13 protein-coding genes and 4 pseudogenes are annotated in these 15,570 nt (G+C 47.6%); 14 read left to right on the top strand and 3 right to left on the bottom strand.

Annotated elements, in window-relative coordinates; all coding sequences use genetic code 11:
• Positions 1-41: 41 nt before the first annotated feature.
• From cls to H8S44_RS14780, 3 genes and pseudogenes are all read right to left on the bottom strand, one after another.
• A complete protein-coding gene (gene cls / locus H8S44_RS14790) occupies positions 42-1,601 on the bottom strand; it encodes a cardiolipin synthase (RefSeq protein WP_186873964.1) in 1,560 nt (519 codons plus the stop codon).
• Between the two features lie 45 nt (positions 1,602-1,646).
• Entirely contained in the window at positions 1,647-2,624 is a 978-nt protein-coding gene (gene bsh / locus H8S44_RS14785; protein ID WP_186873963.1) for a choloylglycine hydrolase, read from the bottom strand.
• Between the two features lie 203 nt (positions 2,625-2,827).
• Positions 2,828-3,055: pseudogene (locus H8S44_RS14780) on the bottom strand (site-specific integrase); the annotation flags it as partial.
• 668 nt (positions 3,056-3,723) lie between these two features.
• Here H8S44_RS14780 and H8S44_RS14775 point away from each other — a divergent pair.
• The 14 genes and pseudogenes from H8S44_RS14775 to H8S44_RS16500 form a co-directional block, all read left to right on the top strand.
• On the top strand, positions 3,724-3,921 hold the full coding sequence (locus H8S44_RS14775; RefSeq protein WP_114000934.1) for a helix-turn-helix domain-containing protein: 198 nt from the start codon (positions 3,724-3,726) through the stop codon (positions 3,919-3,921).
• Positions 3,922-3,993: 72 nt separating this feature from the next.
• Positions 3,994-4,581 (top strand): DUF5720 family protein, encoded by a 588-nt coding sequence (locus H8S44_RS16915; protein ID WP_243167627.1) that lies wholly within the window; start codon positions 3,994-3,996, stop codon positions 4,579-4,581.
• 103 nt (positions 4,582-4,684) lie between these two features.
• A complete protein-coding gene (locus tag H8S44_RS14765; protein ID WP_186873962.1) occupies positions 4,685-5,581 on the top strand; it encodes a DUF6017 domain-containing protein in 897 nt (298 codons plus the stop codon).
• A complete protein-coding gene (locus H8S44_RS14760) occupies positions 5,582-6,073 on the top strand; it encodes a PcfB family protein (protein WP_007705957.1) in 492 nt (163 codons plus the stop codon).
• Positions 6,070-6,360, top strand: a pseudogene (locus H8S44_RS14755) (VirD4-like conjugal transfer protein, CD1115 family); the annotation flags it as partial. The gene H8S44_RS14760 and the pseudogene H8S44_RS14755, both read left to right, overlap by 4 nt.
• Positions 6,361-6,416: 56 nt before the next feature.
• Positions 6,417-8,266: pseudogene (locus H8S44_RS14750) on the top strand (recombinase family protein).
• Between the two features lie 79 nt (positions 8,267-8,345).
• A complete protein-coding gene (locus H8S44_RS14745; protein ID WP_112091126.1) occupies positions 8,346-8,537 on the top strand; it encodes a transposon-encoded TnpW family protein in 192 nt (63 codons plus the stop codon).
• A 133-nt stretch (positions 8,538-8,670) separates the two neighbouring features.
• On the top strand, positions 8,671-8,967 hold the full coding sequence (locus tag H8S44_RS14740; protein WP_117831495.1) for a hypothetical protein: 297 nt from the start codon (positions 8,671-8,673) through the stop codon (positions 8,965-8,967).
• A gap of 79 nt (positions 8,968-9,046) precedes the next feature.
• Positions 9,047-9,985 carry a serine hydrolase gene (locus H8S44_RS14735; RefSeq protein ID WP_040219241.1) on the top strand — a complete coding sequence of 313 codons (939 nt, stop codon included), beginning with the start codon at positions 9,047-9,049 and terminating at the stop codon, positions 9,983-9,985.
• Between the two features lie 150 nt (positions 9,986-10,135).
• Positions 10,136-10,432 (top strand): DUF3847 domain-containing protein, encoded by a 297-nt coding sequence (locus tag H8S44_RS14730; RefSeq protein ID WP_117566690.1) that lies wholly within the window; start codon positions 10,136-10,138, stop codon positions 10,430-10,432.
• Positions 10,433-10,663: 231 nt separating this feature from the next.
• Entirely contained in the window at positions 10,664-12,178 is a 1,515-nt protein-coding gene (gene mobQ / locus H8S44_RS14725) for a MobQ family relaxase (RefSeq protein ID WP_186874016.1), read from the top strand.
• Positions 12,179-12,194: 16 nt separating this feature from the next.
• Positions 12,195-14,096, top strand: a complete 1,902-nt coding sequence (locus tag H8S44_RS14720; RefSeq protein ID WP_186873960.1) for an AAA family ATPase — start codon at positions 12,195-12,197, stop codon at positions 14,094-14,096.
• An 85-nt stretch (positions 14,097-14,181) separates the two neighbouring features.
• Positions 14,182-14,850: pseudogene (locus tag H8S44_RS16505) on the top strand (type IV secretory system conjugative DNA transfer family protein); the annotation flags it as partial.
• Positions 14,851-14,940: 90 nt separating this feature from the next.
• Positions 14,941-15,570: recombinase family protein (locus H8S44_RS16500; RefSeq protein WP_243167625.1), on the top strand; the 630-nt coding region annotated here is incomplete at its 3' end.

The raw sequence follows: 15,570 nt of genomic DNA, 5'->3' as shown, positions 1-15,570 counted from the left end.
TCAAAATCAACTATTTTTTGAAAGGTCGTTTCACTAAATTCTTATAACAATCCAGCAAATAATCTCATAAATAATTGTCCCAGTCGCAAATATGCACTGCGCCCAGTACAATATTGATCTGTTACATCACGACATTCTCCCATCGTTCTTATCAGATCATTTTTAATTTCCACAACTGCCTGACAATCTGCCATAAAACAGCCGTTTTCAAAATGATGATATAAGCTTCTATAATCCAGATTGATTGTTCCACAGGTTGCCATACAGTCATCCACTATACTCATTTTCGCATGGCAAAATCCTGGTGTCCATTCATAAACTCGCACTCCATGTTTAACCAATCCATGATAAAAAGAGCGAGTTATATTATAAATGAATTTTTTATCAGGAATTCCTGGTGTGATAATTCTTACGTCTACCCCTCGCTTAGCAGCCAGACATAACGCATGTGTCATTTCGTCTGTTATAATTAGATATGGTGTCATAAACCAACAGTAATTTTCGGCCTTATTTATCATACTGATATAAACTTCTTCTCCGACCTGCTCATTATCCATAGGATTGTCTGCATAAGGCTGAACAAAACCTGCTTGCTGTGCTTTATAATCGTAATGAATAATGTATTTACTAAAATCAGTATCATTCGTAGCTTTTTCACTAACAGCATTCCACATTTCTAAAAATGTCACTGTAAGCGACTGAACAGCATCTCCTTCTAAACGAATACCGGTATCTTTCCACTGCCCATACGGATGCGTATAATTAAAGTATTCATTTGCAAGATTATATCCACCTGTAAATCCAACTTTTCCATCAATTACTGTTATTTTTCTGTGATCACGATTGTTCAAAAATAGATTTAAGCCTGGCACAAATGGATTGAATACACGACAATGAATTCCTATACTCTCCATCTTTTTTACAAAATCTATGTTAATAAAACCTATAGACCCCATATCATCATAGAATACCCTGACTTCCACACCGGCTTTTACTCTCTCTTCCAGAACATCTTGAATCTTATGCCAAGCTTCAGCATCTTCTATCGCATGATATTCCATGAAGATAAACTTTTGTGCTTTCGCAAGTTCTTCAAGCTGTGCCTCTAATCCCTTCACTGCTTCATCAAAATACTTGATATCCGTATTCTGATAGATTGGATACCACGAATTTCTTTGTATGTAACTTGCAATATTTCCTGCTTTCGGAATCTTTTCTTTTATTCTGCTTAAACACTCCTGATTGTCTGGAAGCATTGGTAACAATTTGCTATCAATTTCTGCATATCGCTCACGCATTTTATGCGTGCCACCATTTAAGCCAATCAATAAATACAGGCCTACACCCATAATTGGGAAAATCAGAATTAAAATGACCCAAGGCATTTTCATAGAAGATGTCTTATCTGACGCATACAATCTCAAAACTAAGATTCCACTTAAAATTCTGGTAAATAAATTTATGATTTCTGCATATTCATTCAAGCGCGTTACGATAGTAATAATAAAAATCACTTCAAGAAAAATACAGATTATGGAAAAGCACAATCGTTTTATTCCATTTTTTGTTTTTGCTTTTCCTTCTAAGGTATCTTGCTTCATATGTATTCCACCTCTTCTTTCTACGTCAGCTCTATATTCAAAATACTATTTATTTTGATAATTGATTCGTTCCCCTTGAATTACTGGATAACAAATCAATTTATTACTTTCCAGATTCTCTGCATGCATATCTACCGCACTGATCTGATGATTTTCATAAGTATTATAATAATAGATACCTTTAATAACATTACAACAAGATGTATACAATGTGATTTCATATTTTCCATCAGTCACTTCGCAACATCCACGTTGCTGATCCACAGATCCAAGAATGTGAAAGAACTGACTAACACTTTCTTCCTCAGATTCACCTGAAATTGCATTTACTTTTGTAAAAGCCACACGCACAAAACGAGAAGAAGATGAAAGATCTCCCGGAAGACCTAAACCTCCCATACCTCTACTATATGCATCAAGAGCCAAATTTCCTCCAAAAGTGTTTTTGGGTTGCTTTGGGGATAAATACATATAATTATTTAATTGAAACATCTGCTGTGGAAATGGCGGATTATTCGTAAGCACTCCTACAGGATTATCGTAAATATGTAGACCATCTGACATAGACTCTACAGTAATTGATTCATTTTCATCAGCGATAATCCAATGTAATTGTGCTAATGGCAATTGCTCGCTGAAAGGAGTATTAACAATATTAATTCGATTAAGAAGCTTACGAACTTCTGCTAAAGAAGCACACTGACTTAAAATCCATGGAATAAATTCAAACTGTGCAATATTTTCCATATCTGGTTGAACCTCGGAATAAACAGCATTTCCGACAAAATTCAGACCTGCCATTGCCACTCCTTTTTCATTCATCGCATCATAATATAAAGGATAATTCTCCGCAACATGAGCCATTCCAATAATTGCATAATGATTTTTCATATCGCCAACATGACGGAAATGAAATGAATAGTTACGTGGTGTAATTACTATCTGATCACCGTAAGAGAATTCATAATCGAGGGTTCGTCCAAAGTAAAAATCTTTTGTCTTATAGGTTGCTGCTGTACACATGATTGTTTATCCTCCTAAATAATATGAACTATATCAATAAGTTTTTTGTTAAACAATAGTATAGCACAATTCTATTGTTTTGTTTCAAATTCACATATAATCATACTTTCAAGGACTACATTATTTTCCATCAAAAAAAGCCCACCCACATCTGGATTTTTCCTAATGCCAGTAGACTCTGTTTTATTTCCATTATTATATTTTTATTCAGCTTTCAAGCTCTTCGCCAGACTCGTCAGCAATGCCGCCATCTCCGGATTAAGATTTTCCCTGTTATAAAACGCATCCTCCATTCTCTGTGCATTCTTTCGCCTGTCCTCGTCAATGATATGGCCATATACCTCTGTCACCATGTCCGCCTGTGCATGTCCGGAATCGCCCTGGACCGCTTTGATGTCTCCACCACTAAGCTTCAGCTTGTATGATTTGGAAATGCTCTTAACCGTTCCATTTCAATCTCAACAACTTTTTCATCCGGATCTCTTACATCCGTTTTTTGATCCATAAGCTATCCTCCTCCAAAATATCTGTAACGAAAAAAATCCGCCCAGAATAGATTCTTAATCTAATCTGAGCGGATAGATCCGTCAGGCCTGTTTTGTTCAGGCAAGAAAACCATATTTACATTCATTGACACCCCAATCCTTATCCTACGCTGTAGTTATCTCCGTTCGGTGCCAGGATTGAATTATTGCATTGGTGCCCGTTAAGAAATTTCGGTGCTCGATATTTGCGTTTAAGTGTTCTCTCGGTGCTCATGAGCATCGGAAAAAAGAAAAAGCAGCAATGAGCTTTTACGATCATTGCTGCAAAAAATGCACGTTCCCAGGGGGAATCGAACCCTCAACTAGTGCTTAGGAGTATGGCTTACCATGTGATACACGGTTCGGATGTAACTTCCAATATCATCCCTTACGCAGAATGACTTGTAGTAAACGAACTTTATGGTGCAAAACACCTATTCTGACGCAGTTTTATGTGTCCGTTGGGTGGTCCTATTAGCAAATTCTTAGCAAGAGGACACCCCGCCAAAGCCGATTGCTACTGCCATTCTTCACTCCCTTAGTCAAAATGACAAAGCAAATACATGGAGGTTACTATGGACAAGAAAGAGAAAAAGTCACTGCCGGAACCGCGCACATATACCGTGGAACAGATTGCAGCCATGCTCAACATTGGCCGCACAACCGCATATCAGCTCGTCAAGCAGGAGGAGTTCAGGATCGTCCGCATAGGAAATGCGATCCGCGTCTCCAAGAAATCTTTTGACGAGTGGCTGGAAAGTTTGGAATTGTGAATATCGCAAGAAACGCCGTAGGCTCAAAAAACCTATGGCGTTTTTTTATACCCATTTTGAAGGAGGCTGGCAATGAAACTGACAGAAGCAGAAATGAGGATGGTGTTTCAGATTGAAAGTACCAATCAGAACGCCGCCCTGAATGAGATTTACATGACATGGCGCTATGCGCCGAACCCGGCGACGAAAGAAACGGCGGAAAGCCTTCTGGAGAAGCTCCGTCCTCTGTCGGATCAGGAGTGTATGGATTTGATCCGCAAGGTGCAGACCGAATATCGTCTGCCGGAGAAGGCCCGCACCATCGGGGAAATGCTGGCAGAAGCCAGGCAACGATCCGGGGCGCAGAAGTTATCCGGCCATGACATTATGGCTTTGGAGCGTTTCGACCCGGCAACCAGACACATGATCGTCTTTGATGTTCTTACCCATGACTCGCCTGTTGGCTGGAAGGGTGAGAAAATGCGCCTGTTCCTGACCGACACCGGATACAGCAAGGCTTTGGAAAATCAGGAAAAGGGACATATCAAAATCCGTAACCATGCGAAGGTGCTTTCCGGCGATCTCCACTATGACCATAAAGACCGTGAGAGGCAGCCGCCCCAAACTGTATCAAAATCAGTGGGATATCTTCTGTTTCTTCCTCAGTGGCTTGCGTTCTGAACAGGGCGTGGATGTTTTCCCATGCGGAAGGCTATGGAGGCATACAGACAGATAAACCGCTCAAAATCAACACTTTTTATTTTCACAGGAAGGAGGTGCGAAGATGGCTGTTTTTCGTATTGAAAAGACCCGTGATTATACGGTCATGTCGAACCATCACTTGAAAGATCGGACGCTGACCTTGAAATCCAAGGGGCTGCTGTCCATGATGCTGTCACTCCCTGACGAGTGGAATTACACCACCAGAGGTCTTGCGGCGATCTGCCGGGAAGGTGTGGACAGCATCGGTGCGGCGTTGAAGGAGCTGGAAACCCACGGGTATATCCGGCGCACACAGCTTCGGGATGAAAAAGGCAAGATCACGGATACCGAGTATGTCATTTACGAAATGCCTCAGTGCGAGCCGCCGTCAAGCCCAGGTACGCCTTTACCGGGTACGGCAAAGCCATATACGGAAAACCCGGATATGGGTGTCCCGGATACGGCGGAACCGTGTACGGAAAACCCCGCACAATTAAATACTAATCAAACAAAGACTGATTTATCAAGTATGGAGATATCAAATCCTATCCAATCAAATCCCCCCACCCCCGCAGAGGCAAGGATGGGAACGGATCGGATGGGAGCCAGAGAATGTTATCGTGAAGTGATTTTGGATAACATCGAGTACAGCTATCTGGTGCAGGACAGCCATATCGACCGTGAGCAGCTTGACGAGATCGTTGACCTGATCGTGGATACCGTGTGTTCTGCTCGCAAAATCATCCGCATTGCCGGAGATGATTATCCGGCGGAGGTGGTAAAGTCCCGGTTTATGAAGCTGGACAGTTCCCATGTTCAGTATGTTATGGACTGCATGAAGGACAACACCACCTATGTCCGCAATATCAAGAAATATCTTCTGGCGGCGCTGTATAACGCCCCGACCACCATCAACAGCTACTATTCTTCCCTGGTGCAGCATGATATGTACGGGGACGGGCAAAGGGGGCGAGGCTAAATGCAGGAGGAAGTAACGCGAGGTGCCGTGACGCTCATTGTTGACGGAGCCAAACTAAGCGAGCAGGTCTTTGAAAAGGCCGTCAAAAAGTTCCTGGAGGAAATCCAGAAAAGCCAGAAGCCCAAAATCTACCGCGGCAGGCAGAGCCTTAAACAGCTTGCCAGCCAGAACGCCGGTCTTGCCAATATCGAGATCAGTGACAAGAATATCAAGGCTTTCTCCCGTGTGGCGAAGAAATACCATGTGGATTTTGCCTTGAAGAAAGACACCGCCGCAGAGCAGCCTCGTTACCTGGTCTTTTTCAAAAGCCGGGACGCGGATGCCATCACAGCGGCGTTTCAGGAGTTTGCCAGCCGGAAAATGAGCCGTGAGGAAAAGCCCTCCATCCGGGAGCGGCTAACCCAGGCGAAGGAACAAGCGGCGGAGAAAACGGAACACCGCACCATTGACCGGGAGAAAGTAAAGGTCAAAGATCGGAGCGTGCAGAGATGAACATGAAAAAACTGTTTTTGCTGAACCTTCCGTATCTTCTGTTTATGTATCCCTTCGATAAGCTGGCACAGGCTTTCCGGCTTGCGCCCGGCGCTGACCTCTCCGGCAAGCTGCTCTCCATCGGAGACGGCTTCACGGCAGCATTTTCCTCCCCGTGGCTCAGTTTCCATCCCACGGACCTTCTGATCGGCATAACCGGTGCAGTGGTCCTTCGCATGACGGTCTACCTGAAAGGCAAGAACGCTAAGAAGTATCGCCACGGGATCGAGTATGGTTCTGCCCGCTGGAGTGCATAATTTTAAGTGTAAATGACACATACATGGACGCACAGGAGGTTATGCACATGACTGATTATAGCAAAATTACAGCCCTTTACTCCCGCCTTTCCGTGGGCGACGAGGACAGGGACGGCGGCGAGAGCAACAGCATACAGAACCAAAAAATATTTTTGGAGAACTATGCCAGAGGGCAGCACCTAACCAATATCCGGCACTACATCGACGATGACGAAAGCGGCAGGTTTTTTGACCGTTCTGCCTACTCCCGCATGATGGACGATGTAGAAAACGGGAAAATCGGTGTCTGCATTATGAAAGACCTTACCCGCTGGGGGCGCGACTATCTCCAAGTCGGCAACGCGATGGAGATATTCAGACGGAACAATGTGCGCTTTATCGCGGTCAACAACGGCATTGACAGCGAGAAACCCGACACGCTGGAGTTTGCGCCCTTTATCAATATCATGTCGGAGTGGTACGCAAAGGACATCAGCAAGAAAGTGAAAACGGGCATTAAGACCAAAGGCATGAGTGGAAAGCCGATTGTCACCGAAGCCCCTTACGGTTATGTCAAAGACCCGGACAACAAGGATTTTTGGATAATCGACGAGGAAGCCGCCGAGGTTGTCCGTTTGATTTTCCGTCTGTTTATCGGTGGGAAGAACCGCAACCAAATCGCCGTGCATCTGAAAAACGAGCAAATCCCTACCCCCACTTTCTATATGAAAGACCGGGGGCGGGGAACCTGTAAAAACAAGACGCTCAACGAGGATAGCCGCTGCAAGTGGAACAAAGCCACCTTGACCAATATCCTCACACGGCAGGAGTATTGCGGCGATGTAGTCAACTTCAAGACTACAAAGCATTTCCGGGATAAACATAACCACTATGTAGACCGGAGCCAGTGGCACATCACAGAAAATGTGCATGAGCCGATTATCAGCCGCAGCGATTTTGAAACCGTACAGCGGATTTTGGAAAACGCACCCGTCAGACGCCCCAACGGGGACGGGGAAATCCACCCTTTGTCGGGCTTACTTTTCTGTAAGGACTGCGGCGCAAAAATGCACATCCGAATAGATTACAGATACGGCAGCAAGCGGCACGTTGCCTATTGCAGCGAGTACCACAAGGGAAAAGCAAAAAATCCCAAGTGCAGCTCCCCGCACATCATGGACGCGGACTTGCTCATGCAGACCGTCGCGGAAGTGCTGAAGAAAATCGAGGACTATTCTATCAGCAACCGGGCAGAGTTTGAAGCCTTAGTGAAAAAGAACCTTGCCATGCAGCAGACCGACCAGACCAAAAAGCAGCAGAAGCGTATCCCGCAAATCACGACGCGCCTTGAACAGATTGACAAGGTGCTGAACAAGCTCTACGAGGACAACGCCCTCGGCACGATCCCGCAAGATCGTTATGAGCAGATGTCGCAGAAGTATTCGGAAGAATACTATGTGTTGAAAGCGGAGCTTGCCACGCTCCAAGAGCAGCTGTCCGCTTATGAGAACGCGGGAGGACGGGCGCAGAAGTTTTTGAAGCTGACGGAACGCCATGCTGCCTTTACCGACCTTACACCCGCCATTCTCAACGAGTTTATCAGCAGGATTGAAGTGTATGAGCGCGACCAGAAAAGGGCGAGATACGCAATCCAGCACATCAGCATATATTTCAATTATATCGGCAAGTTTGAGAATGAAGTGACACAGCTTGCGGAACCGACCGAGCAGGAAATCCGGCAAATGCGGGAGGAAATCGAAGAAGCCAAAAGGAAAAGAGCCGCGCATACCACCGGCAGTATTCAAGGGAGTACCGGGCGCGAAACCTTGAAAAGCAGCGGGAGTATGACCGTATCAAGGCGCGGGAATACCGGGCGAAGAAAAAGGCGCAGGCAGCCGCCGCACAGCCCACACAGTAAAACAGAATAACCGTCAACCAAGAGGGATTTTCCGAGTTACGGGAAATCCCTCTTTTGCACCCGGAGAAAGGAGCCGCCTATGGCAGAACAGACCCCCGACAATATCATCACGACCCAGAGGAACGGGCAGACCATTGTTGCGGAGTTATTTTTCAATCACAGCAGCACAGAAACATTCCGCGACAAGCTGCTCAAACTGGTGCTTGCCGACAGTACGCGTTTATCCGCGTCTGACGGTCAAGAGCCGGAAAAAACAGAAATCTTGCGATAACAGCCGCCCTGACGAACCATTCCCTGTCCGGGCGATTTCTATTTGAAAATCCTCATTTTCCCCAAGTCAAGAGCCGGGAAAAACACCCGAAAAATGCCCCTACTGCGTAACAGGGGCACAGAAAGGAGAGTTTATGAGAACAGGGCTTACGAAGCAGGAAAAGACCACCGATATTTGGTTTGACGAGAAAGACCCCCTTATCCATATCCGCACCCACAACACCGCCTTAAAGAAGCGGCTGCTTGCATACAGCCGCCGTTATCCGGCGAATTGCCAGCAGACGGACACAGACCCGGAAACGGGCTGCATGGAGTTTGATATTGAGAAAGGGCGTTTCTCTTTCCGTCTGACTGCCCCATACAGCGAGGAACGACGGGAAGCAACGCGGCGATATGCCAGAGAAAACAGCACTACAAACTTGTTGAAATAATGTGGATTTGTTCATATTCTTGTGCTATACTTTTCTTAAAGGCACAGAATGGCAGATATAAATTCGTGGGAGAAAAAATATGAAGAAGCATAGAAAATGTAAAAAGATAATAGCTTTTGTAACAGTGTTGTTTATAGCATTTGTTGCAGTAATTGGGCTACACAAAACAGGGATTTATCGTTTTGATTTCTTAAAGGACATCTATAAAAAAATTGATTTTCAACTAAGTACGAACGAGCTTAACATTCCGCAGGACGCTCTTTCATTTTCTGTTTATGATATTGAACAGGAGGAATATTTATTTTACGAGGGCGATAGCCAACTTCCCACAGTAGCAAGTTTGGCAAAACTATTTGCCATTGATTATGCTTTGGGAAAAGTAGATTTGGAAGATATTGTTGAAGTAAATCAAGAGGTATTAGAACTTGTTCCGGCGGGTTCATCTTTAGCAAATCTGTATGCTGGGGAATACACAGTTAAACAAATCATGGAGGCTATGCTTGTTCCTTCCGGAAATGACGCAGCCTATGCGTTGGCATATCATATCGCTAAAAACGAATTAGGCGAAGGTTATACAGCAACGGAATATATAGATTATTTCATGACAGAACTTAGTGAGTATTTAATCGAAGCAGGCTATTCCAAAACAAATTTATATAATGACCCAAGTGGCGCGTCTATGCAAGCTGACTCTCATTTAGATGACATTAACCGCGTAGCGTTGAAGCTCCTTAACTACGATTTTGTTAAAGAATGTATTGGAAAAAGCGAATTTTCAATTCAAACTCCGCAAGGTGAATTTACATGGAAAAATACAAATGAATTTTTAGATGAAAATTCACCGTACTATAATGCAAATGTTAAAGGAATGAAAACAGGAACAATGGCATCTTCCTATAACATTGTTGTTCTGTATGAAAAAGATGGAAAAGCATATTTAATTACCTGTTTAGCGGCACACTCAAATGAGGGGAGATATAAAGCGGTACAGTCTGCTATCAACACGATTATTGAATAATGATGATGAAATATCCCGTTTAAGTAAAGTGTCAAAACAATAAGGGTAAGATAAAACAGCACACAATAAAACTTAATACCCACCCAAAAGGGCAGCCGAGAAATCGACTGTCCTTTTTCTACGCCGACAGGCAGAAAGGAGCGACCAGCCATGACGAAACCGAGAGAGAAAACCCGCGAGGAGCTGCAAGCCGAGATTGAGGACGGAAAGAAGAAAATCCGGCAGTTTGAGAACCGGGAAAAGATGTTGCGTCAGAAGCTATCCAAAGAAGAACGCAGAACGCGCAGCCACCGCCTTATCGTCCGGGGCGCAGTCTTTGAAAGCATTGTGCCGGAAGCAAAGAACATGACTGACGAGGAAGCCGCCGCGCTTCTCCGGCTTGCCCTAACCAGTGAGCCAGCGCGGGAGTTTTTGAAAAAACGAGCCGAAAGCGGGAACGCCGAATAAATCCCTTTGGAACAAAGGGCGCACTTATACACCCTAACGGGCGTGTGCGCTCTGCCGAGGGCTTATCTCCGCACAGGGATTTTACCCCGCGCTCCGATATGGCGGCTTTGCCGCAACAAGGGGCTGCACCCCTTGCGCCGCTTCGCGGCTATCCCTGCACACCCACAAAAACGGTACACCCGCCTTTGGCGTCTGTACCATTTTTGCGGGTTTTATTATCCTATCCGGGAGGTGATACCCATAGCCATTTACCATTGGAACATCGGCATTGTGAGCCGAGGAAAAGGCAAATCAGCCGTTGCCGCAGCCGCCTACCGAAGCGGCGAAAAGCTCACAAACGAGTGGGACGGAATGACCCATGACTACACCCGCAAAGGCGGCGTTGTCCATACAGAAATCATGCTGCCGCCCCATGCCCCGCCCTCATTCTCTGACCGTTCAGCCTTGTGGAACAGCGTGGAGCTTTACGAGAAAGCCGGGAACGCCCAGCTTGCCAGAGAGATTGACGCGGCGCTCCCCATAGAATTATCCAGAGAGGAACAGATCCGGCTTGTCCGGGAATACTGTTCCTCTCAATTTGTTTCCAGAGGAATGTGCGTTGATTATGCCATTCACGACACCGACAGCGGCAACCCCCATTGTCACATCATGCTTACCATGCGCCCCCTTGACGAGCGCGGCACATGGGCAGCGAAATCCAAAAAGGAATATGACCTTGACGAAAACGGCGAGCGCATACGGCTTGCAAGCGGCAGATACAAGACGCACAAAATTGACCTTACAGGCTGGAACGACAAGGACAACACCTTCTTGTGGCGCAAGGCATGGGCTGACTTTACCAACGACTTTTTGGAGAGGAACGGAAGCCCGGAGCGCATCGACCACCGCAGCAACGCAGAGCGCGGTATAGACGAGATACCCACCGTCCACATGGGCGTGGCTGCTTGCCAAATGGAGAAGAAAGGTATCGCCACCGAGAAAGGCGAACTGAACCGAAATATCCAAAAGGCAAACCGCCTTATCCGGGAAATCCGGGCGCAGATTGGAAAGCTCAAAGAGTGGATTGCCGACCTGTTCAAAGCGCGGGAAACCGCCCCAGAACAGCCGCCGCAATCTCCCAACCTCGCAAATCTGTTGATGAAGTATTTGAGCGTTCAGAGAGAAAAGAGCCGGAAGTATTCGCAGCGTTGGCAACAACAGCACACAGCCGATGAACTGAAAACCATAGCGGCAGCGGTCAACTATCTTTCCGAGCATGGTATCTCTAATCTTGATGAGCTGGACGCTTCTCTTTCCTCTGTCAGTGATAAAGCCTATTCAATCCGGGAGGGAATGAAAACCGCCGAGGAACGCATGAAGAAGCTGCAAAAGCTAATTGAATACGGGAAGAACTATACAGAGTACAAGCCCATTCACGATGAGCTGAAAAAGCTGCAAAACGGCTGGACAAACAAGCGCGACAAGTACGAGGAAGCCCACCGCGCCGAGCTGACACTATGGAACGCAGCAAGCCGCTATCTCCATGCAAATCTGCCGAAAGGAACAAAGACCTTGCCTATTGCGGAATGGGAACAGGAATACTCTGACATTAAGACACAGAGAGATACCGACTACACCAAACTGAAAGCTGCCCGCGCCGAGGTTGCCGAGCTTCAGAAGATACGCAAATGCGTGGATATTGCGCTGAAAGCCGAGCAGCCGGAGCAGACACAGAACCGCACCAAGCGGCATGATATAGACCGCTGAAAGGAGTTGAAATTTTATGTATTACACCCAAGAGCAAATAGACCGCGCCAACCAAACAGACCTTGTTTCTTTCCTGCAATCACAGGGCGAGCAGCTTACCCGCGCCGGACAGGAATATCGTTGGAAACGGCACGATAGCCTGACTATCCGGGGAAACAAATGGTACAGACACAGCCAGTGCAAAGGCGGCGCACCCATTGATTTTGTCATGGAGTTTTTCGGAAAGAGTTTTACCGAAGCCATAGAATTGCTGACAGGAGAAAAAGGCGCAGCCCCACCGCCGGACAGACCAAGCCCCGCGCCCATTTCTGACTTCCGACTGCCGCCCCGTAGCCCCGACAACCGCATAGCGAGGAACTACCTCACAGCAGCCCGCCGCATTGATGAAGATGTGACGGGCTTTTTCTTTGCCAGCGGGGATATTTACGAGGAAGCCGCCCACCACAACGCCGTATTCGTCGGCAGAGATGAAAGCGGCATACCGAGATACGCCCACCAGCGCGGCACAGCCGGGAACTTCCGGCTTGATGTGAAAGGCAGCGACAAAGCCTTTAATTTCTCCTATCGGGGCGCGGGCGAGCGGTTATTTGTCTTTGAAGCCCCGATTGACCTGTTATCTTTCCTCTGCCTGTTCAAAAAGGGCTGGCAGAAGCAAAGCTATTTGTCACTGGGCGGCGTGGGAGAAAAAGCCCTCTTACGCTTTCTCTCTGACCGTCCAGACATTCAGACGGTTTACCTCTGCCTTGACAGCGACGAAGCCGGAAACGACGCTTGCAGCCGCCTTGTGAAGCTCATGCCGGAGGGCTACATCGTCCACCGGCTTATCCCTCTTTTCAAGGATTGGAACGAGGTGTTGCAGCACCGGGCGGAAATCACAGACGGGAAGTATATCCGGGAAGCGATTTACGGCTTGAAAGAGCCGCCGCAGGAAGAAACCGTTGAGATTATCCGCATGAGCGAGGTTGACACACAGACCGTTGAATGGCTATGGGAGCCGTATATCCCCTTTGGGAAAGTAACCATTGTGCAGGGCAATCCCGGCGAGGGCAAGACCACTTTTGCCCTACGCCTTGCCGCCGCCTGCACCACCGGGGGAACGCTGCCGGGAATGAAGCCATTGCCGCCATTCCAAGTAATTTACCAGACCGCCGAGGACGGGCTGGGCGATACCGTCAAGCCACGCTTGATAGAAGCCACCGCAGACCTTGACCGGGTGCTTGTGATTGATGAAGCCAAGCGGGAGCTTACCCTGTCCGATGAGCGCATAGAAAAGGCAATCACGCAGAACGGGGCGCGGCTGATTATCCTTGACCCCATACAGGCGTACATGGGCGAAAAGACCGACATGAACCGGGCAAACGAAGTGCGCCCCATGTTCCGCCGCCTTGCCGATGTTGCCGAGCGTACCGGGTGCGCCGTTATCCTTATCGGACATCTCAACAAAGCTGCCGGAGGGCAGAGCGCATACCGGGGCTTAGGTTCTATCGACTTCCGCGCCGCAGCAAGGAGCGTCCTGCTAATCGGGCGCGTGAAGCGAGAACCGAATGTGCGCGTTATCGTCCATGACAAATCTTCCCTTGCGCCGGAGGGCAAGCCCGTTGCCTTTTGCCTTGACCCGGAAACGGGCTTTTCATGGATAGGCGAATACGACATCACCGCCGACGAGCTGCTGTCCGGCGCGGGCGGGAACACCGCCACCAAGACCGAACAGGCCGAAAGGCTGATACTTGACCTGCTTGCAGACGGAAAAGAGCTTGCCAGCGAGGACATTGTAAAAGCCGCAGCCGAAGCCGGAATATCCGAAAGGACGGTACAGAACGCCAAGCGCGACATGGGCGGTATTTTAGGCGCAAGGCGTGTCGGCGGTCAATGGTACAACTTCATCAAGAAGAAGCAGCCACCCGAACCCGCAAGCTGAAAGTGCAAAACGCAGACCCTTTGCACTTTGCACTTTCGCACTTTCACGATAATTTGCGTCAATAACTCAAAAAAGCACTTGACAAAACGCTTCATGGGGTACGGCGACAGATATCGCTCCCTACATGGACAAGGACTTTTTCCAGAACATCCCCATGACGCAGACGGAGCGGATCACAATGGCGAGCCGCCCAAAGCAGCCGAAGTACGCCAGAAACAAAAACATTCTGGTGATCGGCGGTTCCGGCAGCGGCAAGACGCGGTTCTTCTGTAAGCCGTCGCTGCTGCAAGCCCATTCGTCCTATGTCTGCACCGATCCGAAAGGGACCTTGCTGCCGGAGATCGGCACTTTCCTGGAACGGAAGAAATACCGTATCAAGTGCCTCAACCTGATAAACTTCCGAAAATCCATGAAATACAACCCGCTGGCCTACATTCGGTCGGAGAAGGATATCTTAAAGCTGGTGAATGCCCTGATTATGAACACGAAGGGCGAAGGCGAAAAATCTTCGGAAGATTTCTGGGTCAAAGCGGAACGCCTCTATTATTCCGCACTGATCGGCTACATCTGGTACGAGGCCACGGAGGAAGAAAAGAACTTCATCACACTTCTGGACCTTATCAATGCCAGTGAGGCCAGAGAAGATGACGAGACTTATCAAAGCCCGGTGGATCTGCTCTTTTCTCAACTGGAGGAACGGGAGCCGGACCACTTCGCCGTCAAGCAGTACCGCAAATTCAAGATGGCGGCGGGTGATATATGCTCTAAGTGACTTCTTAATCATGATTTTGTCATGGTTAGTGAAGCAATCACTTAGAGCATTTTTGTTTCAGGAGGTACAGCCATGAGAAATGAAAAAATTACCCCACTGTACGAGCGCCTGAGCCGGGACGATGAGTTACAGGGCGAGAGCAACTCCATATCCAACCAAAAACAGATGTTAGAGGATTTTGCCCGCCGGAATGGGCTGCCCAACCCTACGCACTTTACCGATGATGGTATCTCAGGCACCCGTTTTGACCGCCCCGGATTTTTGGCGATGATGGAGGAAGTGGAGGCAGGGCGTGTAGAGGCAATCGTCATCAAGGACATGAGCCGGTTAGGACGCGACTATCTGAAGGTCGGTCAAGTTATGGAGGTTTTGCGGCAGCGAGGCGTTCGTCTGATTGCCATCAACGACGGTGTGGACAGTCTGAAAGGCGATGACGATTTTACGCCCTTCCGTAACATTATGAATGAATTTTACGCCCGTGATACCAGCCGGAAAATCCGCTCTGTGTTTAAGTCAAAAGGCATGAGTGGCAAGCACCTGACCGGCACTGTGATTTACGGCTACTTATGGGACGAAAAACGGGAGCATTGGCTGGTAGATGAGGAAGCTGCCGAAGTGGTACGCCGTATATTCTCCCTCACGCTGGAGGGATATGGGCCTTACCAGATCGCCTGCAAATTATCCACAGACCGGATTGAAATT

It is taken from the genome of Anaerosacchariphilus hominis (assembly GCF_014290175.1).
Lineage (GTDB): Bacteria > Bacillota > Clostridia > Lachnospirales > Lachnospiraceae > Laedolimicola > Laedolimicola hominis.
This window is presented reverse-complemented; position numbering and strand designations above follow the sequence as displayed.

Coding starts and splice junctions, on each gene's coding strand:
- cls (WP_186873964.1), bottom strand. CDS start 1,601: ATGAAGCAAGATACCTTAGAAGGAAAAGCAAAAACAAAAAATGGAATA.
- bsh (WP_186873963.1), bottom strand. CDS start 2,624: ATGTGTACAGCAGCAACCTATAAGACAAAAGATTTTTACTTTGGACGA.
- H8S44_RS14775 (WP_114000934.1), top strand. CDS start 3,724: ATGGACAAGAAAGAGAAAAAGTCACTGCCGGAACCGCGCACATATACC.
- H8S44_RS16915 (WP_243167627.1), top strand. CDS start 3,994: ATGAAACTGACAGAAGCAGAAATGAGGATGGTGTTTCAGATTGAAAGT.
- H8S44_RS14765 (WP_186873962.1), top strand. CDS start 4,685: ATGGCTGTTTTTCGTATTGAAAAGACCCGTGATTATACGGTCATGTCG.
- H8S44_RS14760 (WP_007705957.1), top strand. CDS start 5,582: ATGCAGGAGGAAGTAACGCGAGGTGCCGTGACGCTCATTGTTGACGGA.
- H8S44_RS14745 (WP_112091126.1), top strand. CDS start 8,346: ATGGCAGAACAGACCCCCGACAATATCATCACGACCCAGAGGAACGGG.
- H8S44_RS14740 (WP_117831495.1), top strand. CDS start 8,671: ATGAGAACAGGGCTTACGAAGCAGGAAAAGACCACCGATATTTGGTTT.
- H8S44_RS14735 (WP_040219241.1), top strand. CDS start 9,047: ATGAAGAAGCATAGAAAATGTAAAAAGATAATAGCTTTTGTAACAGTG.
- H8S44_RS14730 (WP_117566690.1), top strand. CDS start 10,136: ATGACGAAACCGAGAGAGAAAACCCGCGAGGAGCTGCAAGCCGAGATT.
- H8S44_RS14720 (WP_186873960.1), top strand. CDS start 12,195: ATGTATTACACCCAAGAGCAAATAGACCGCGCCAACCAAACAGACCTT.